At 61.7% G+C, this 19,189-nt stretch carries 18 protein-coding genes; 6 read left to right on the forward strand and 12 right to left on the reverse strand.

Annotated elements, in window-relative coordinates; genetic code table 11:
- The first annotated feature begins 203 nt into the window (after positions 1–203).
- Entirely contained in the window at positions 204–845 is a 642-nt protein-coding gene (locus tag ILFOPFJJ_RS00835) for a LysE family translocator (protein WP_173510114.1), read from the forward strand.
- Positions 846–1,064: 219 nt separating this feature from the next.
- Here the strand turns inward: ILFOPFJJ_RS00835 and ILFOPFJJ_RS00840 are convergent, their stop codons facing one another.
- From ILFOPFJJ_RS00840 to ILFOPFJJ_RS00870, 7 genes are all read right to left on the reverse strand, one after another.
- Positions 1,065–1,859, reverse strand: coding sequence for an ABC transporter ATP-binding protein (locus ILFOPFJJ_RS00840; RefSeq protein ID WP_173508698.1), 795 nt, complete (start codon positions 1,857–1,859; stop codon positions 1,065–1,067).
- Positions 1,856–2,734: an ABC transporter permease gene (locus tag ILFOPFJJ_RS00845; RefSeq protein ID WP_173508699.1), complete on the reverse strand. Its 879-nt coding sequence runs from the start codon at positions 2,732–2,734 to the stop codon at positions 1,856–1,858. The genes ILFOPFJJ_RS00840 and ILFOPFJJ_RS00845 overlap by 4 nt, the downstream gene beginning before the upstream one ends.
- 242 nt (positions 2,735–2,976) lie before the next feature.
- Positions 2,977–3,930 carry an ABC transporter substrate-binding protein gene (locus tag ILFOPFJJ_RS00850; protein ID WP_173508700.1) on the reverse strand — a complete coding sequence of 318 codons (954 nt, stop codon included), beginning with the start codon at positions 3,928–3,930 and terminating at the stop codon, positions 2,977–2,979.
- A gap of 260 nt (positions 3,931–4,190) precedes the next feature.
- Complete coding sequence (rlmN, locus tag ILFOPFJJ_RS00855) at positions 4,191–5,366, reverse strand: dual-specificity RNA methyltransferase RlmN (protein WP_376741390.1); 1,176 nt, start codon at positions 5,364–5,366, stop codon at positions 4,191–4,193.
- Positions 5,367–5,763: 397 nt separating this feature from the next.
- Entirely contained in the window at positions 5,764–6,267 is a 504-nt protein-coding gene (locus ILFOPFJJ_RS00860; RefSeq protein ID WP_173508702.1) for an invasion associated locus B family protein, read from the reverse strand.
- 404 nt (positions 6,268–6,671) lie between these two features.
- Positions 6,672–7,052: a YkvA family protein gene (locus tag ILFOPFJJ_RS00865; protein WP_173508703.1), complete on the reverse strand. Its 381-nt coding sequence runs from the start codon at positions 7,050–7,052 to the stop codon at positions 6,672–6,674.
- A 97-nt stretch (positions 7,053–7,149) separates the two neighbouring features.
- The gene (locus tag ILFOPFJJ_RS00870; protein WP_173508704.1) at positions 7,150–7,467 is read right to left on the reverse strand and encodes a 4a-hydroxytetrahydrobiopterin dehydratase; all 318 of its coding nucleotides are present in this window, start codon (positions 7,465–7,467) and stop codon (positions 7,150–7,152) included.
- 198 nt (positions 7,468–7,665) lie between these two features.
- On the opposite strand from ILFOPFJJ_RS00870, the gene ILFOPFJJ_RS00875 reads away from it, so the two are divergent.
- Complete coding sequence (locus ILFOPFJJ_RS00875; protein ID WP_173508705.1) at positions 7,666–8,145, forward strand: low molecular weight protein-tyrosine-phosphatase; 480 nt, start codon at positions 7,666–7,668, stop codon at positions 8,143–8,145.
- On the opposite strand, the gene thpR is transcribed toward ILFOPFJJ_RS00875, so the two are convergent.
- Positions 8,082–8,672 (reverse strand): RNA 2',3'-cyclic phosphodiesterase, encoded by a 591-nt coding sequence (gene thpR / locus ILFOPFJJ_RS00880; RefSeq protein ID WP_173508706.1) that lies wholly within the window; start codon positions 8,670–8,672, stop codon positions 8,082–8,084. The two genes, ILFOPFJJ_RS00875 and thpR, sit on opposite strands and share 64 nt — an antisense overlap.
- Before the next feature lie 114 nt (positions 8,673–8,786).
- Positions 8,787–9,428, reverse strand: a complete 642-nt coding sequence (locus tag ILFOPFJJ_RS00885; protein ID WP_173508707.1) for an arylesterase — start codon at positions 9,426–9,428, stop codon at positions 8,787–8,789.
- Positions 9,429–9,501: 73 nt separating this feature from the next.
- Here ILFOPFJJ_RS00885 and ILFOPFJJ_RS00890 point away from each other — a divergent pair, with 73 nt between their 5' ends.
- The 4 genes from ILFOPFJJ_RS00890 to ILFOPFJJ_RS00905 all read left to right on the forward strand — a co-directional run bounded on the left by ILFOPFJJ_RS00890 (position 9,502) and on the right by ILFOPFJJ_RS00905 (position 14,488).
- Positions 9,502–10,227, forward strand: a complete 726-nt coding sequence (locus tag ILFOPFJJ_RS00890; RefSeq protein ID WP_173508708.1) for an ABC transporter ATP-binding protein — start codon at positions 9,502–9,504, stop codon at positions 10,225–10,227.
- Positions 10,224–12,779, forward strand: a complete 2,556-nt coding sequence (locus ILFOPFJJ_RS00895; protein ID WP_173508709.1) for an ABC transporter permease — start codon at positions 10,224–10,226, stop codon at positions 12,777–12,779. The genes ILFOPFJJ_RS00890 and ILFOPFJJ_RS00895 overlap by 4 nt, the downstream gene beginning before the upstream one ends.
- Positions 12,780–12,994: 215 nt before the next feature.
- Complete coding sequence (locus ILFOPFJJ_RS00900) at positions 12,995–13,732, forward strand: Bax inhibitor-1/YccA family protein (protein WP_173508710.1); 738 nt, start codon at positions 12,995–12,997, stop codon at positions 13,730–13,732.
- 195 nt (positions 13,733–13,927) lie between these two features.
- Positions 13,928–14,488 (forward strand): GNAT family N-acetyltransferase, encoded by a 561-nt coding sequence (locus ILFOPFJJ_RS00905; protein ID WP_173508711.1) that lies wholly within the window; start codon positions 13,928–13,930, stop codon positions 14,486–14,488.
- Positions 14,489–14,603: 115 nt separating this feature from the next.
- Here the strand turns inward: ILFOPFJJ_RS00905 and ILFOPFJJ_RS00910 are convergent, their stop codons facing one another.
- From ILFOPFJJ_RS00910 to acnA, 3 genes are all read right to left on the reverse strand, one after another.
- The gene (locus ILFOPFJJ_RS00910; protein WP_173508712.1) at positions 14,604–15,011 is read right to left on the reverse strand and encodes a DUF2794 domain-containing protein; all 408 of its coding nucleotides are present in this window, start codon (positions 15,009–15,011) and stop codon (positions 14,604–14,606) included.
- Positions 15,012–15,343: 332 nt separating this feature from the next.
- Positions 15,344–16,117 (reverse strand): DUF1223 domain-containing protein, encoded by a 774-nt coding sequence (locus tag ILFOPFJJ_RS00915; RefSeq protein WP_173508713.1) that lies wholly within the window; start codon positions 16,115–16,117, stop codon positions 15,344–15,346.
- A gap of 174 nt (positions 16,118–16,291) precedes the next feature.
- Complete coding sequence (gene acnA / locus ILFOPFJJ_RS00920; RefSeq protein WP_173508714.1) at positions 16,292–18,982, reverse strand: aconitate hydratase AcnA; 2,691 nt, start codon at positions 18,980–18,982, stop codon at positions 16,292–16,294.
- Positions 18,983–19,189 lie beyond the last annotated feature (207 nt).

Raw genomic sequence — 19,189 nt, forward strand, 5'->3', positions numbered from 1 at the left:
TCTGGGAAGCGGCAATGCCGCGTGCAAAATCTGCGGCACTTTAGCCAGAACTTGAAGGGATACAAGCATTACAGCGGCGCCCGGCGAAAATTGACACGCAAGGAGACATCGCGACAGCAGTATCATGAGCGGACAGAGGAATCCGCTGGCAAAAAAGCGTGTCCGGCGGTATCACCGGCAATCATCTCATTGAGGAATTCGCCATGGACTTCGTGCCCAGCCTGCCGACGCTGCTCGCTTTTGCCGCCGCTAGCCTGCTGCTGGCGGCAACGCCCGGACCGGACATGACGCTTTCGATCAGCCGATCCCTGGCTCAAGGGAGGAAGGCCGCGCTCTTCGTCGTGCTCGGCACCGGCCTCGGCATCGTCGTTCACACGATGCTCGTCGCCTTCGGCATTTCGGCGCTCATCACCGCGTCGCCGACCGCTTTCATGGTGCTGAAGACGGGCGGGGCCGCCTATCTCTTCTGGCTCGCCCTTCAGGCAATCCGCCACGGCTCGACGCTTTCGGTGAAGAAGATCGACGGGGCGAAGGGAACGGCCGTCTCGAACGTCGCGACCGGCTTCTGGGTGAACATCCTCAACCCGAAGGTCGTGATCTTCTTCATGACCTTCCTGCCGCAGTTCGTCAGCGCGAACGATCCGTCGGTCACCGGCAAGCTCCTGTTCCTCGGCTTCTTCTTCATCGTCATCGGCATGCCGGTGAATGCGATGGTCGTACTTGCCGCCGATTGGCTCGCCGCCTGGCTGCAGAACAACAAGCGTTTCATGCGCGCCCTCGACTTCAGCTTCGCCGGCGTATTCTCGGTCTTTGCGGTCAAGATCTTTCTGACGCAGGCGCGGTGAAGACCATCCTGACACCTTTTGCCCCTCATCCGCCTGCCGGCACCTTCTCCCCGCAAGCGGGGCGAAGGGACGAGCGGCACGCTCCCCCGTTTCCTCTCTATGCATGCAGTAGCTTGAGGCGCTGACGTCGCGGCATGCGTTCTTCTCCCCGTGATGACGGGGAGAAGATGCCGGCAGGCAGATGAGGGGCGATGGCGGCGGAAGGCCCGATGTGGCGGCTCAGCCGATCAGCAGTGCGTCGTCGTCGAGCGTCTGGCCGCGGATGCGGCGGAACATGGCGATGAGGTCCTCGACCTCAAGTGTCTTGCGGCTGTCGCCGGCGACGTCGAGCACAATTTCGCCGCCGTGAAGCATGATCGTGCGATGGCCGTAGTCGAGCGCCTGCCGCATCGAGTGGGTGACCATCATCGTCGTCAGCTTGCGTTCGGTGACGATCTTCTGCGTGAGGTTCATGACGAATTCCGCCATGCCCGGATCGAGCGCCGCGGTGTGCTCGTCGAGAAGCAGCACCTCCGACCCGGCGAGCGTCGCCATCACCAGCGAGACGGCCTGCCTCTGGCCGCCGGACAGGAGGTCCATGCGGTCGCCCAGGCGGTTTTCGAGCCCGAGATTGAGTTCGGCAATCCGTTCGCGGAAGTGTTCGCGACGTTTCGCGCCGAGCGCCGGCGTCAGGCCGCGGCTTTCGCCGCGCCTCGCAGCAAGCGCCAGGTTCTCCTCGATCGAAAGCGCGCCGCAACTGCCGGCGAGCGGATCCTGGAAAACGCGCGCAACGAGGCCGGCGCGCGCCGCCGTGCCTTTGCGTGTGACGTCCGTGTGCCCGATCGTTACCTCACCTTCGCTCGGCAGCACATCTCCGGCGAGCACGCCGAGCAGCGTCGATTTGCCGGCCCCGTTCGAGCCGATCACCGTGACGAAGGAACCCTCCTCGATGGTCAGGGTGACGCCGTTCAGCGCCTGCTTCTGCAACGGCGTGCCCTTGCCGAAAACAACCTTGATGTTCTTGACGCTGATCATGCGGCACCTCCGCGACGCAGACGAGGAAGGACGAGCGCCACGGTGACGAGAGCCGCGGTGACGAAATTGAGGTCGGAGGCCTGCAGGCCGAGCATGTCGGTCGACAGCGCGAGCTGGATGGCGATGCGGTAGAGGATCGAGCCGAGCACGCAGCCGGCGAGCGCGATCAGGATGCCGCGGGCGCCGAACAGCGTTTCGCCGATGATGACCGCCGCAAGGCCGACGACGATCGTGCCGACGCCGGAGGTCACGTCGGCAAAGCCGTTCGTCTGGGCAAAGAGTGCCCCGCCAAAAGCAACGAGGGCGTTGGAGATCGCCATGCCGAGATAGATCTGGCGGCTGGTATCGACCCCTTGGGCGCGGGCCATACGGGCATTGGCACCGGTCGCCCGCATGGCGAGGCCGGCGTCGCTCTCAAGAAAGCGCCAGACGATGAGGACGGCCGCGAGCACAAGAATGCCGACGAAAAGCGGGCGAACGTAGAAGTCCCGGAGGCCCAGCCCATAGAATGGCGAAAGCATGGTGTCGGCATTGATCAGCGCGACGTTCGGCTTGCCCATGACGCGCAGGTTCACCGAGAAGAGCGCGATCATCGTCAGGATCGAGGCGAGCAGATTGAGGATGCGGAAGCGCACGTTAAGCAGCGCCGTGACGATGCCGGCCGCGGCACCGGCGACCATCGCGACGGCTGCGGCGAGCCACGGATTGACACCCGCAATGATCAGGACTGCGGTGACCGCCGCCCCAAGCGGAAACGAGCCGTCGACCGTCAGATCGGGAAAGTCGAGCACGCGGAAGGCAAGGAAGACGCCGACGGCGACAAAGGCATAGACGAGCCCCAGTTCCACGGCTCCCCAGAAAGCGATTTGACTCAACGCTCGGCCCTTTTCAGTCATGTTTCGCGCAAAACCTGCCGGATGCGCGAAACGTGTTTGGTTTCTACAGCGCCGCGCGTCTTATCAGACGCGCAAAGGTCGCTGTAGCACTTTTGAGTTGCTGCATGCTTTTGTCCTTAAAAACGGCTCCGATTTACGGAACATGCAGTCGTGAAGCGCCCCCGTATGGAACGGGGGCGGCAAAAAGGCAACCAACTTGCGTCGGTAAAGGAACGCAGTCGTTATTCGATGACGCGGGTCGCGCGCTTGATGAGGCTTTCCGGCAGGGTCACGCCCATCTTCGTCGCGGCGGCCTTGTTGAGGACGAGGTCGGTGCCGGCAGCAACCTTGACAGCGATATCGCCCGGGTTTTCACCTTTGAGAATACGGACGACCACGTCGCCGGTCTGCTTGCCGACGTCGTAGTAGTTGAAGCCGAGGGCCGCGACCGAGCCGCGCGAAACGGAATCGGTGTCGGCGGTGAAGAGCGGCAGCTTGCTTTCCTCGGCCACCGCGACGGCACCTTCAAGCGCGGAGATGATCGTGTTGTCGGTCGGAACGTAGATCGCGTCAGCGCGGCCGACGAGCGCGCGGGCAGCGCCCTGGACTTCCGCCGATTTCGTTGCGGCGGACTCGACTACGGTAAGGCCAGCCTTTTCGGCTTCGGCCTTCAGGGCGGCGAGCAGCGAGACGGAGTTCGCCTCACCGGAATTGTAGAGATAGCCGATCGACTTGGCGTTCGGCAGGATCTCCTTGATCAGCGCCACGTGCTCGGCAACCGGCGACATGTCGGAGAGGCCAGTTACGTTGCCGCCGGGCTTTTCCATATCCCGGACGAGCTGCGCGCCGAGCGGATCGGAAACGGCGGTGAAGACCACCGGGATGTCGCGCGTCGAGGAAACCACGGCCTGTGCGGAAGGCGTCGAGATCGGAACGATGACGCTCGGCGCTTCGCCGGCGAACTGACGGGCGATCTGCGCCGCAGTCGCCGGATTGCCCTGCGCCGACTCGTAGATGAACTTGAGGTTCTCGCCTTCCTTGTAGCCGGCAGCGGCGAGCGCATCCTTGACCCCGTCGCGGGCAGCATCGAGCGCGGGATGCTCGACGATTGCGGTTACGGCAACCGTGACCTCGTCGGCGCGTGCCGGCAGCGAAAGCGCCACGGTGGCGGCAAGGGCGATGAGAAGTGAGCGCATGGATGTCCTCCGTTTGGCGAGCGGGATGTCGGCGGATAGGCCGCTTCGCATGTTCCTCATCCCGCTCCAGATGATTTCGCAGCTTTCTTAGGAAAGCGAAGCAATGAAATCAATCGATGGGAACAGCTTCATCCATCAAACTTCTTCATCGATCGCGACGACTTTGGATAAGCCGCGGGCGAGATTGCCCCTCACGCAACTCCTCTTCCCGCCTGCGGGGAGAGGGTGCCGGCAGACGGATAAGAGGCCAATCAGCCGCGTCAATCCTCGCCGTGATTGGCAATCATCATCGCCTCGAAGGCAAGGCGGTCGACCTTGCGCATGCGTTCGGATTCGGACTTGAGCTGGCCGCAGGCGGCCAGGATGTCGCGACCGCGCGGCGTGCGGATCGGCGATGCATAGCCGGCCTGATTGATGAAGTCGGCGAATTTCTCGATCTGTTCCCAGTCCGAACACTGATAGTTGGTGCCGGGCCAGGGGTTGAAGGGGATGAGATTGATCTTCGCCGGAATGCCCTTCAAGAGCTTCACCAGTTCCTTGGCGTCCTCGAGACTGTCGTTGACGTCCTTCAGCATCACATATTCGAAGGTGATGCGACGCGCGTTCGACAGGCCCGGATAGGCGCGGCAGGCGTCCATCAGCTCCTTGAGCGGATACTTCTTGTTGATCGGCACCAGCATGTCGCGCAAGTCGTCGCGCACCGCATGCAGCGAGATCGCCAGCATCACGCCGATCTCCTCGCCGGTGCGGTAGATCTCGGGCACGATGCCGGAGGTCGAGAGCGTGATGCGGCGCTTCGAGAGCGAAAGGCCGTCGCCGTCGGACGCGATCAGGAGCGCGGTCTTGACCGCCTCGAAATTGTAGAGCGGCTCGCCCATGCCCATCATCACAATATTGGTGATCTTGCGGCCTTCCGCGGGCACGATGGCGCCTTGCGGCGTATCGCGCTCGGGAAAATCGCCGAGCCGGTCGCGAGCAAGCAGCAACTGAGCGAGAATTTCTTCCGCCGTCAGGTTGCGCACCAGCTTCTGAGTGCCGGTGTGGCAGAAGGAACAGGTGAGCGTGCAGCCGACCTGGCTCGAGATGCAGAGCGTGCCGCGGCCTTCCTCGGGGATGTAGACGGTCTCGATTTCGACTGGCCGGCCGGCGCCGCGCGGCGGAAAGCGCAAGAGCCACTTGCGCGTGCCGTCGTTGGAAATCTGCTCCTCGACGATCTCCGGCCGGGCGATGGTAAAATGCTCCTTGAGCATTTCGCGCATGTCCTTGGAGACGTTCGACATCTGGTCGAATTCGGAAACACCGCGGACATAGAGCCAGTGCCAGAGCTGGCTGACACGCATCTTGACCTGACGCTCCGGCACGCCTCTTTCAACGAGCAGCTTGGCCATGTCCTCGCGCACAAGGCCGATCAGCGATGGCTTCTCGGTCTGCGGCATCGGGCGCACCTGCGGCGCCTTGACGATGTCCACCCTGTTCAAGATCTCAGTGGCTGCCATGCTTGATGTCCTGTCATACAGCGAAGGCCCGTCCGGAGAAGAATCCCGGATCATGTTCCGATGCTCGAATTGAAAACTGGCGAGCCTTCGAGCGCGGCAATGAGGCGCGGGGCTCTGAATTTGGCGGCGCTTTAGCATTCTTTTCGCCGCGAGTCACCATGACGCCGCGGTTCGAATGCAAAAAGGCCGGCGCCAATGGCCCGGCCCTCGCATCGGAATGTGCCGTGTTACTGCATGTTTCCTCAAAATCGGCGCCGATTCGAGGACAAAACACGCGACAATTCAAGGGTGCTATGTCGACCTTTGTGCTTCTAAAGGACGTAAAGCGCCGCAGGCGTTACTTGCAGGCTTCGATCTGCTTCAGCGCAGCCGAAATGCCGGAGAGGGAATAGGAATAGGACGTCGCGGTTCCCTTGCGGGATTTTGCGCTGACCGACATGTCCTTGCCCGATCTCATCGCCGCCACCAGCGCCGGTTCTTCCGCGGCGTTTTCGACCCAAGCGGAATTGCCCTTGGTGAACATGGTGAAGGTCCGGCCGTCGATGATCACGTTGACCTTGGAATTGTCCTGCAGCGGATAGCCCATCATCGCCTGCGGTTCGTAGCTGATGTTCTGCCCCGGGCGCTGCGAGACGAGGAAGAAGATATCGCCATGATCTACACCGGCAGGGCTCCTCTCCTTCGGAACCGACAGGACGTAGCAAACCTTACCGGCGCCGGCCTGATAGGAATAGGCGCCCCAGGCGTTGAACTGCTGGATCCGTGTGGGGGATTGAGCGGCAGCAACGCCGGCCGCTGCCAGTACGAGTGCGATTGCAGTTGCGATCTTTCTTACAAACATGAGGTCCTGCCGCTTGTCTTGCTTGCGATCGCCCGAAACAGGTGAGACGGCCGATGCATAGTCACGATTTGATTTATTTTGACTTAATTCAGGTTACTAAACCGTCAACGATCACTGAAATCCGCTCTTTTCCGCCCCGAAACAGGCCAGCGGCACACCCACTGCAGTAGACGCTGAGCGCCTGTCGGCGTGCCGTTCTTCATGCCTGCGGATTGCCGGTTCGGTCGATCGTCAATTCTGGAGGGCCGTGGCCGGTAGGAGTTCCCTGTCTCAAATCTCGCCGCAACGCACTGTCCTGCAGCCGTTTTCGCCCACAGCCGTCACGTTTGCGGAATCTATGTCACAAGGAATCGGGCAAGAGTTTGTCTTTCAGGCAGAAATGCGGCGGTCGCGCATTGTGAGGATCATTCGTCATCCGACCTGTCGCGCAGGGCCTCGTCGGCCTTGTGGTAATGCGCATCCTTGATCTGGCCGCTGATCGCGGCAAAAGCAGCCGTCAGCACGGCGATGTCGTCGGAAAAGCCTACGACGGCGAGCATGTCCGGCACGAAGTCGAGGGGCAGGACGAAATAGGCTAGGGCCGCGAGCAGGATGCCGCGTGTACGCGTCGGAGTCTTCGGATCCACCGCACAATAAAAGGCGGCGACGAGATCACGGCTGAAGGGAATCTGACGGGCTGCGCGGCGAAAGGTCGGCCAGAACCGGCGGCGCACCCTGCGTTCCCGGCGTTCCTGTTCGGATTCCTCGCCGGGGAGGAGAATTTCACCGATCTTGATATCGTCCATCGCGTCTGTTCCGGTAGTTCAAAGTGCTGGCGATCTTTGTGCGTCAAACAAGACGCGCGGCGCTGTGAGCCGCAGTCTGATATGGGGAAGGCATGCGCTATTTCAAATGGTCGGGCATCCGCCCGGTCGCCGCGCGATCCATTTTCGCCGCCAGCTTGAAATCGAGCTCCGTCAGCCCGTTCGCGTCGTGCGTCGAAAGCGTGACATCGACCCTGTTGTAGACATTGAACCATTCGGGGTGGTGATCGAGTTTCTCGGCGGCGAGGGCGCATTGCGTCATGAAGCTGAACGCTTCCGCAAAATTCTTGAAGCGAAACGCTTTCCAGATCGATGCGCCATCCTCGGCGAGAACCCAGCCCTCCATCTTATGCAAATGATCGGCGACAGCCTCGGCATCCAGTTTTTCCGGCCTCATGCTGTTTCTCCCTGTCTTCGTGCCTGACACGGACCACATCAGGTTATCCTCAAATCGGAACCGATTTAAGGATAAAAGCTGTTGCAATTCGAAGTGCTACAGCGACCTTTGTGCGTCCGAAGAGATGCACGGCGCTGTGGTCCTCGAATAGACTCCGCGCGGGCCATGCCGCACAACTCTCAATGCCAACTGGATAACATGAAACCGGTCAGAATTCTCTTTGTTTGTCTTGGCAATATTTGTCGTTCACCCCTCGCCGAGGGCATCCTGCGGGACCTTGCGGAAAGGGCGGGCCATGGCGGCGCGGTCTCCATCGATTCCGCCGGCATCGGCGGATGGCATATCGGCGCTCCGCCGGATCAACGGTCGATTTCGGTGGCGAAGGCGCACGGGATCGATATAGCGGCCTTGCGCGGGCGCAAAATCACGACGGCGGATTTCGCGGCGTTCGACCTGATCCTCGTCATGGACATGAGCAACGTCCGCGACCTCAGCGTGCTCGCGCCTTCGGCAATGGCAGGCAAGGTGCATCTTTTCATGCACTATGCCACCGGCCGGGACGGAGATGTTCCGGATCCATATTACGAAGAAGCGGCGGACGCCTTCGAAGCGGTCTACCAGATGCTGGAAGCTGGATGCTTGTCGCTGTTGGCGAGACTCGGGGAACGCGCCTCGTGAAGCGGAAAAACCTCTTCGGTCAGGTAAGGGCCGCCGCCGACGGAATCGCGCGACGACAGGAGAACGAAGCGGGAGACCGTGAAGGGTGAGGTGAGAAAATTGCCGCGCCCCGAGAGATAGTTCACGACGTCCTCGACGCGTGAGGAACGCAATCTCGCGAGAGTGACGTGTGGCGTGAACTTGCGCGGGTCCGGCGGCAGGCCGATGCGCTGGCAGATGCGTTCGATTTCCGCCTGAAGCGCGAACATTTCGGGTTCGTTGCTGACGCCGGCCCAGACCGAATGCGGTTTTTTGGAGCCGAAGGCACCCGTGCCTGTCAATTGCAGCTGGAACTCGGGGCGCTCGATCCGGTCGAGCCTTTCGACGATCTCGTCGGCGGTGCGTCCGTCGACATCGCCGATGAAACGCAGAGTGATGTGATAGTTTTCCACATCAATCCATCGAGCTCCGGGAAGACCTCCGCGCAGCAAGGAAAGGCTCATCGCTGCATTGCGCGGAATTTCGAGGGCGGTGAACAGTCTCGGCATGGCGAGCTCCCCGAATCTCTTGCAGATATCTCAGCGAATCACGCATCGAGTCTGCACGCAACTGTTATTTAGCGCGACAGAGCGTTAACGTTCTCTTAACTGTGGACCGAAACATCACTCCGCTTTGTCCAGCGAGGCGATGAACCGCTCCGCAACAGGCAGAAAACGCTCCACCATCTTGCCGATGCCCTGGCTGTTTGGGTGCATTCCGTCTTCGAGCTTCAGCGCCGCATCGATCGCCACGCCGTCGAGGAAAAACGGATAGAATTCGAGATCATATTTCGCCGCGAGCTCCGGGTAGATGGGATTGAAGCGGGCGGCATAGTCGGTGCCCATGTTGGGAGGGGCCATCATGCCGGCAAGCAATACCGCGATACCGCGCTCCTTGAGCCGGGTGATCATCGCCTCGAGATTTTTTCGCGACTCCTCCGGCGGAATGCCGCGCAACGCGTCGTTCGCGCCAAGCTCGAGGATTACGCCTTTCGTTCCATCCGGCACCGACCAATCGATGCGGGCAAGGCCGCCGGAGGTGGTGTCGCCGGAAACGCCGGCATTGACGATCGCGACGTCCAAACCCTTGTCTTTCAAAGCCTTTTCGAGGCGGGCAGGGAAGGCGTCCTCGGGCGGGAGCTGGTAGCCGGCCATCAGGCTGTCGCCGAAGCCGACGAGACTCACACTCTCGGCGCGCACCGCTGACGATAACGCGATTGTCATTGCCAGGCTCAAGAAAAAGCGCAGAAAATCTTTTAATGCCATAGGCTCGTTCCTAAATGCCCGAGGGGCAACCATTTTCGTCATCCAGTCTCGTTTTCATATAGGACTGTTTCGCGTGGCAAAAACCATCATCGAGCTGAAAAACGCCGACTTGACGCTGGGCGAGGCCGCGGCGGCGGTCCACGTGCTGAAAGGCGTGAGCCTGACAGTCGACGCCGGCGAATCCGTGGGGATAGTCGGCCCCTCCGGATCCGGGAAATCGACATTGCTGATGGTGCTTGCCGGCCTGGAGCGGCTCGACAGCGGCGAGATCGTCATCGACGGCACGCCCCTGCACGGGTTAAGCGAGGATCGGCTCGCGGATTTCCGGGGCCGCAACATCGGCATCGTCTTCCAATCCTTTCATCTCATTCCCAACATGACCGCGCTTGAAAATGTCGCGGTGCCGCTTGAGCTTGCGAATGTCCGCGATGCCTTCGACATCGCGCGCCAGGAACTCGTTGCGGTGGGTCTGGGCGAGCGCCTGACGCATTATCCGGGGCAGCTTTCGGGAGGCGAGCAGCAGCGCGTGGCGATCGCCCGGGCGCTGGCGCCCTCACCGAAGCTGCTGATCGCCGACGAACCGACCGGCAACCTCGACGCCGAGACCGGCCGGCAGATCGCCGATCTTCTCTTCGCGGAACAGCGCGAGCGCGGCATGACGCTGGTTCTCGTCACGCATGATGCCGCGCTTGCCGGGCGCTGCGTGCGACAGGTACAGGTGCGCTCCGGCGAGATCGTCTCGGGCGAGCATGCCGAACCGAGGGCGACTGCGGCTCGCCAGGAGGCGGCGTCGGCATGAGCGAGGCAAGCGCCATCAACCGCTTTCGCCCACTGCTCGCCCTCCGGCTGGCGCTGCGGGAAATGCGCGGCGGCCTCAAGGGCTTCTACATCTTCCTGGCCTGTATCGCACTCGGCACGGCGGCGATCGCCGGTGTCAATTCGCTCTCGCAGTCGATCAGCGCAACAATCGCTTCACGAGGGCAGGAACTCCTTGCCGGCGATATCCGCTTCGAACTCAACAATCGCGTGGCGACAGCCGAAGAACGAGCCTTTCTCGACGGTCTCGGCAGTGTCTCCGTTTCCTCGGGCCTGCGCTCCATGGCGCGGCTTGCCGATGGTTCCAACCAGGCCCTGGTCGAGCTGAAGGCCGTTGACGGTGCCTACCCGCTCTACGGCGCGTTTGAAAGCGAACCGGGAAGGCCACTCGCGGAACTCCTGTCCAAACGGGCGGAAGCGTTCGGTGCGGTGGCCGCGCCGCTGCTGCTGGAGCGTCTGGGTATAGGGCTTGGAGAGGAAATCCTGCTCGGCAATGCGCGGGTTCGGATCAACGCCACAATCGTCCGGGAGCCGGACGCGCTTTCCGATGGCTTCGGCTTTGCGCCGCGGCTGATGGTCTCGGCGGAGGCACTCGCCGCCTCGGGGCTGGTGCAGACCGGCAGCCTCGTCGAGCATGGCTACAAGGTCAAGCTTACCGATCCGGAGCGCGTCGCATCCGCTCGCACTGAGGCGGAGAAGCGATTCCCGTCGGCCGGCTGGTCGATCCGGACGAGCGGCAATGCCGCGCCGTCGCTCAACGCCAATATCACGCGGTTCTCGCAGTTCCTGACGCTCGTCGGCCTGACGGCGCTGATCGTCGGCGGCGTGGGCGTCGCCAATGCGGTGCGTGCCTACCTCGATGGCAAGCGCAGCGTCATCGCGACCTTCAAGTGTCTCGGCGCCCCGGCGTCACTCGTCGCGATGGTCTACCTCGCGCAGATCCTGATGATCGCTCTGATCGGCATCGGCGTCGGCCTGATTTTCGGCGCGCTGATCCCCTTCGTCGCAGCCCAGTTCCTCGCCGATGTGCTCCCCGTACCGACGTCGTTCCAGCTATATCCTTCGGCGCTCGGCCTTGCGGCGCTTTTCGGCCTTTTGACGGCGCTTGCTTTCGCCATCCTTCCGCTCGGCCGCGCGCGCCGGGTGCCGGCGACCGCGCTTTTCCGGCAGCAGGGATTCGAGCCGACCGGCTTTCCGGCCTGGCCCTATCTCCTGGGTGCTCTCGCCTGCCTTATGGCGCTCGCCGGGCTTGCCGTCTGGACGGCCTATGATCGTAGCATTTCGCTGATCTTTCTCGGCGCGATCGCCTTTGCCTTCATCGTCCTGCGCGGCGTGTCGCTGCTGATCTCCTGGCTGGCACGGCGCAGCCCGCGCGTGAATTCGCCCGCGCTAAGGCTGGCGATCGGCAATATCCACCGCCCGGGCGCCCTGACACCATCGGTGGTGCTGTCGCTCGGTCTCGGCCTCGCCCTGCTCGTGACACTGGCGCTCATCGACGGCAATCTTCGGCGCGAACTCACCGGCGACATGGCCGAGCGCGCGCCCAACTTCTTCTTCGTCGATATCCAGGGCAGCGAGATCGAGGGGTTCCGGTCGCTGCTTTCCCAGGCGATGCCGAAGGGCAAGGTCGTCGAAGTGCCGATGCTGCGCGGGCGTATCGTGGCGTTCAACGGCGAGGACGTGAACAGCCGCAATGTACCACCCGGCGGGCAATGGGTGCTGCGCGGCGACCGTGGCATCACCTATGCCAAGAACCGGCCGGAGAATTCGACGCTCACCGAAGGTACCTGGTGGCCCGAAGACTATGCCGGTGAACCGCTGGTCTCGTTCTCGGCGGAGGAAGCCGGCGAACTCGGCCTGAAACTCGGCGACACGGTTACGGTCAACGTGCTCGGCCGCAACATCACGGCGAAGATCGCCAATTTCCGCAATGTCGAATGGGAATCGCTGTCGATCAATTTCGTCATGGTCTTCTCGCCGAACACCTTTGCCGGCGCGCCGCATGCCTGGCTCGCAACCGTCATCGATCCCGATGCCACCGCCAAGGAGGAAGCGGCGGTCTTGAAGTCGGTCACCAATACTTATCCGACGATTACCAGCGTGCGTGTCAAGGATGCGCTCGATATCGTCAACACGCTTCTCGCGCAGCTTGCGACGGCCATTCGCGCCGCCGCGGCCGTTGCCCTCATCGCGTCGGTTCTCGTCCTTGCCGGAGCGCTCGCCGCCGGTAACCGCGCGCGCATTCACGATGCGGTGGTGCTGAAGACGCTGGGTGCCACGCGCGGCACGCTGATCCGCGCCTTCAGTTACGAGTACGTCATTCTCGGCTTCGCGACGGCCGTCTTCGCGCTGTTTGCTGGGGGCGTCTCCGCCTGGTTCGTCGTCAGCCGCGTGATGACGCTACCGTCCGATTTCCTGCCCGACGTTGCCGTCGCCACCATCGTCGTCGCGCTTGTCATGACTGTCGGCATCGGTCTTGCCGGGACCTGGCGCATTCTCGGCCAGAAAGCCGCGCCGGTGCTGCGTGAATTGTGAGGGCGGAAATTAACCGTAAATCACCCTTGTTTGATGAGCGAGTGCCCGGCTTTGCGCGATTCCGGGGGGTCCGGGTCTTGTGCCTGATCGTTTTCGACATCATATTTGTCCACAGGCATGCTGGAGCCCCGCAGCGGCGCCTGGGCGCTTGAAGGACAAACACTTCACTTGTCGCCCGACACCGTCAATTCAACCGGGGCTTAAATGAGGAAACAATGGCTGATCTGAGAAACTACCAAACCCGAATGTCGCCCGCCGGCGCTCAGGCGGGTGCCGTGATCGACGAAGGCCTTCGCGCTTACATGCTGAAGGTCTACAACCTGATGGCTCTCGGGCTGGCGATCACAGGTGTAGCAGCTTACGGCACCTATGCGCTTGCCGTCTCCAATCCGGCATTCGCCCAGCTCATCTACGCTTCGCCCTTGAAGTGGGTCGTAATGCTGGCGCCGCTGGCGCTGGTATTCTTCATGAGCTTCCGCATCAATTCGATGAGCGTCTCCGCAGCGCAGACGACGTTCTGGATCTACGCCGCCTTGATGGGGCTTTCGCTCTCCTCGATCTTCCTGGTCTTCACCGGCCAGAGCATCGTGCAGACGTTCTTCGTCACGGCCGCCTCCTTCGGCGCCCTGTCGCTCTACGGCTACACGACGAAGAAGGATCTGTCGGGCTTCGGCACGTTCCTGATCATGGGCCTCTTTGGCCTGATCATCGCGTCGATCGTCAACATCTTCCTGGCGTCTTCGGCGCTCGGCTTCGCGATCTCGGTGATCGGCGTGCTGATCTTCGCAGGCCTGACCGCCTATGACACGCAGAAGATCAAGGAAATGTACTTCGAGGCCGATGACGTCGCGGTTGCTGGCCGCAAGGCCATCATGGGCGCGCTGACGCTCTATCTCGACTTCATCAACCTGTTCATGTTCCTGCTGCAGTTCCTTGGCAACAAGAACGAGTAGTGCATGCGCATTCACGGAAAAGGCGGCTTCGGCCGCCTTTTTTGTTTGCTGTAGCGCTCAGCCTCTTTTCTGACGAGGACAGATCGCTGCGAGGCTTTGAACCGTAAACCGATCTAATAAGCTGCAGCCGAACAGCCTTGATCGCCTCGCCCGATCCATGCGATTGGTCGCATAGTCCTAACACCACGAAGTCCCATGCCTGTCACTCTCCGCGACGCCGTCGCTGCCGATCTTCCAGCAATTACCGAGATCTATCGCGAGTCCGTTTTGAACGGCGTCGCGACCTACGAGATAACGCCGCCCTCCGAGGCGGAGATGGCACTGCGCTTTTCGACGATTACCGGCAATGGCTATCCCTACATCGTGGCACAGGAAGACCACGGAAGAGAGATCATCGGCTACGCCTATGCTTCCGCATTCCGCACGCGGACGGCCTATCGGTTCCTGGTGGAGGACTCCATCTATCTTGCGCCGGAGGCCCGCGGCAAAGGCGTCGGCAGGGCCCTGCTCGCGGAACTGGTCAGACGATGCACCGCGCTTGGTTTCCGCCAGATGGTGGCGGTGATCGGCGGCGCGCATCCGTCATCGATCGCGCTGCATCAGGCTCTCGGCTTCGAGCACCAGGGATTGATGAAGGCGACCGGCTTCAAGCACGGCCGGTGGCTCGACACGGCCATCATGCAGCTCGCGCTCGGCGAAGGGACGGACACCGATCCGGTTGAAGGCGTCTATCCGGATACGCTCTACCGTTCTTAGACATGAGCGAAGAGGGCGGCGGAAAACTGCGCACACTTTTCCTCATCCCGCGCTTGAGTTGCGGACAAACGTAGGCTTTTCCGTCATTGTACCGCGCTGGCTTCGGAGAAGCGTCTCAGGTTTCGACGAGCTTCAGCACCTTGTCGAACACCTTGAGCACCTGGGCAAGCTCATGGCCACGCTTCAATATCGTGCCATAGGCATTGAGCACACTATAGGCACCCTGTTTTGCCGCAAGCTTCGGATTTTTCTCGATCCGGTAAAGCGGCGTTTCCCCCGAACGCTTGAACACTGAGAAAACAGCTCGATCCCTCGTGTGGTCGATCGCATAATCGCGCCATTCGCCTTCGCCGACCATGCGGCCATAGAGTCGCAAAATCTGGTCCAGCTCGCGGCGATGAAATGTAACGGGAGGGGGATTTCTGGCGTTCTTGTACTCGTGGAAGTCGACCACTTCCGACGTGGTCTGGCCCTGGCGACGCGTTTCGCCTTGCGGCAAATCCGGTTCATCGGTCATCGGCATTCCGGCCTTCTGATGTGACAGAACCACGACAGTGTGCCTGACACGATCTGAAAAGCAAGACGGAAGCTGTTGAACAATACCGGCAATTCTTGTCCTTGCCGCAATTCAGTCAAATCGCCGCCCCAATTCACGGCAAAACTCCGACCGCTGCCGGACAGAGTCGTTGCCACCGTATGTCCGGACAGGTCGTCATGCTGCGGGAGATTACGAACGCAGACATGACCGGTTCGGTCCGGTAACTTCGAACCCTCAGCCCCAGCCCCTCGATGCTGCCGGGCCGAACCACCCCCCCGTCTCAGAAATTTCCGTGTTCAAAGCTTACCCTGCGGGGGTCAAAGCTTGCCCTGCGGGCCGGCAAGAACGGCGGCTGCTCCGATGATGGCTCCCGGGGTCTCCGCATCCTTCATCGATTGCAGCAGAATGGCGCAGCCGCTATTGCCACGTCCCTCGATCAGGACGGAAGCGGGCAATGTGAATTCGGCGGGATTGCCGTCCCACATGCCGATCGTCTGTATGTCGCGCACGGCATGCCAGTAGGCGATCTGCTTGCCACTGTTTTCGCCCTTCTCGACATCGACCACCTTGGCTCGGTCGAAATAGACGACGACGACATTTGCCTTGCCTTCGCCGGCACCGATCTTGATCGAGATTTCATCGGCATCGATCGCGGCGTCGACCGGAACGGCCAGGCCCCGGCCATCGGTGTTCATCACGTCGAGCCGGCTCCTGATCGCCTGTAGATTGGCGCCGTTGAGATGATCGCGCCCGTTCAGGACGGCCTGGGGCGTATAGACGCCGTTGCTGCCGAGCATGCGGGCATAGGCATATTGCCGTTCGGTATTTTCCTTGGAAGCGAGCGTGTCGGCCCAGCCCAGATAGTTCCAGTAATCGACGTGATAGGCGAGCGCGACGACGTCACCCTCGTCAACGAGCTTCTTCAGCGCGGCATCCGCGGGCGGGCAGGACGAGCAGCCCTGGCTGGTGAAGAGTTCGACGACACCCTTGATTGTCTTTCCATCATCCGCAGCCACCGCCCCGCAGCCTGCCCCCAGAAACGCTATCGTCAGGGCGAGACGCCGGATGGTCGTTTTGCAGGCGGATGTCATGGCGTCACTTCTTGGTCGGCAGGCTCGAATGCGGGAAATCATACATACGACGGCCGTTCTTCAACGGAAAGTCACGTTGGAGTGAGTATTTCGCCGCTTACCGGTACGGGGACGTGAAAAAGCCGGAGCATCATTCGATGCCCCGGCTTTCAAGCCGTAAGACGGTCAGCAGACTCAGGCCGCGAGGTCGCGCAGAACCGTCTGCAGGATGCCGCCGTTGTTGACGTAGGTGACCTCGTCAAGCGTGTCGATGCGGCAGATCAGCGGAACTTCCTTGACCGAGCCGTCACCATAGGTGATCCGAGCCACGCGCTTTTCGCGCGGCTGAACATTGGCGAGGTTGTCGATCGTCACGATTTCATCGCCCTTCAAGCCCAGCGACTCCCAGGTCATGCCTTCTTCGAAGACGAAGGGGATGACGCCCATGCCGACGAGGTTCGAGCGGTGAATGCGCTCGAAGGACTGGGCGATCACGGCCTTGACGCCGAGCAGGTTGGTGCCCTTGGCCGCCCAGTCGCGCGACGAACCGTTGCCGTATTCGACCCCGGCGAAGATGACAAGCGGAACGCCCTCTTCCTTGTACATCATGGCCGCATCGTAGATCGACATCTCTTCCTTCGACGGATAGTGGATGGTGTAGCCACCTTCCTTGCCGTTCGGGCCGAGCATGTGGTTGCGGATGCGGATGTTGGCGAAGGTGCCGCGCATCATCACTTCATGATTGCCGCGGCGGGTGCCGTACTGGTTGAAGTCGGCAACGGTCACGCCATGGCCGAGCAGGTAGGAGCCCGCCGGAGACGCGGCCTTGATCGAGCCGGCCGGAGAAATGTGGTCGGTGGTGATCTTGTCGCCGAAGAGGCCGAGGACGCGAGCGCCCTTGATGTCGGAAATGCCGGCGCCCGTCTTGCCCATGCCGACGAAGTAAGGCGGGTTCTGGACATAGGTGGAAGCTTCGTCCCAGGCATAGGTCTGCCCGGCCGGAACCTGAACCGCCTGCCAGTTGGCGTCGCCCTTGAACACGTCCGCATATTTCGTCGCGTAGAGTTCGCGGGTGACGTATTTGAAGATGAAGTCCTGGATCTCCTGCGAGGTCGGCCAGATGTCCTTGAGATAGACCGGCTTGCCGTCCTTGTCTTCGCCGATCGGCTCGCTGGTCAGGTCCTTCTGGACCGTGCCTGCGAGAGCATAGGCGACGACGAGCGGCGGCGAGGCGAGATAGTTCGCCTGGACGTCCGGCGAGATGCGGCCTTCGAAGTTGCGGTTGCCGGAGAGAACGCCGGCGGCGATCAGGCCCTTGTCGTTGATCGTCTTGGAGATCGGCCCCGGCAGCGGACCGGAGTTGCCGATGCAAGTGGTGCAGCCGAAGCCGACGAGATTGAAGCCGAGCTTGTCGAGGTCAGCCTGCAGGCCGGACTTCGCCAGATATTCACCGACGACCTGCGATCCCGGTGCGAGCGACGTCTTGACCCAGGGCTTCGTCTTCAGGCCCTTGGCGACGGCGTTGCGGGCGAGCAGGCCGGCCGCGATCAGCACCGAAGGGTTCGAGGTGTTGGTGCAGGAGGTGATCGCCGCGATTGCGACGTCGCCATGGCCAAGATCGAAATCCGTGCCTTCGACAGCGTAACGGTTCGAAAGCTGGCCGGGCTTCTTGTAATCGCCTTCGAGCGCGGTTGCGAAGCCGGATGCGATGTTTTCCAGCGCAATGCGGCCTTCGGGACGCTTGGGGCCAGCCATCGACGGCACGACGTCGCCAAGGTCGAGTTCCAAGGTGTCGGTGAATACGAGCTCGGAGCCGTCGCCTTCGCGCCACATGCCCTGGGCCTTGGAATAGGCTTCGACCAGCGCGATGCGCTGCTCTTCACGGCCGGACATGGTGAGATAGTTGATCGTTTCGGCATCGACCGGGAAGAAGCCGCAGGTCGCACCGTATTCCGGACCCATGTTGCCGATCGTCGCGCGGTCGGCAAGCGTCATGTTGTCGAGGCCGGGGCCGAAGAATTCGACGAATTTCGAGACCACGCCTTTTCTGCGCAGCATCTGCACGACAGTCAGCACCAGGTCGGTCGCGGTGACGCCTTCCTTGAGCTTGCCCGTCAGCTTGAAGCCGATGACTTCCGGCAGCAGCATCGAGACCGGCTGGCCGAGCATTGCGGCTTCGGCTTCGATGCCTCCGACGCCCCAGCCGAGCACGCCGAGGCCGTTGATCATCGTGGTGTGGCTGTCGGTGCCGACGCAGGTGTCCGGATAGGCGGTGATTTCGCCGTCCTCTTCGCGGGTCCAGACGGTCTGACCGAGATATTCGAGGTTCACCTGGTGACAGATGCCGGTGCCGGGGGGCACGACGCGGAAGTTCTTGAAGGCCTGCTGGCCCCATTTCAGGAAGCGGTAGCGCTCGCCGTTGCGCTGGTATTCCAGTTCGACGTTGCGGGCAAAGGCCTGCGGCGTGCCGAATTCGTCGACGATGACCGAGTGGTCGATGACGAGGTCGACGGGAACCAGCGGGTTGATCTTCTCCGCGTCGCCGCCGAGCGAGACCATGGCATCGCGCATTGCCGCGAGATCGACAACGGCCGGGACGCCGGTGAAGTCCTGCATCAGCACGCGTGCGGGACGATAGGCGATTTCGTTTTCCGCGGTGCCTTTGTCGCTCAGCCAGGCGGCGACGTTCTCGATGTCCTTCTTGGTGACCGAGCGGCCATCCTCGTTGCGCAGCAGGTTTTCCAGCAGCACCTTCATCGAATAGGGAAGCTTCGAAACGCCGGCAAGGCCGTTCGCTTCCGCCTTCGGCAGGCTGTAGTAAACATAATCCACACCGTTGACGGTGAGCGTGGAGCGACATTTGAAGCTGTCGAGGGATTTGGACACTGGATAATACCCCGTTCCGTCTGATCGCCAAAAACTGACGTACGAACGCCCGAGCGCAGGAAGCGCGAATTGGGATGCGGGTGCGGCCATTTCCGCTGTCCGTACGTGGAATGTCATTCCATGTTCGGCGCTTGGATGAAATTCACGCCGACCGCTGGCGTGTTGGCCGCGTTATAGATAATTTCTCCAAATGGTGCCAGACCAACC

This window comes from Sinorhizobium psoraleae (assembly GCF_013283645.1).
GTDB lineage: Bacteria > Pseudomonadota > Alphaproteobacteria > Rhizobiales > Rhizobiaceae > Sinorhizobium > Sinorhizobium psoraleae.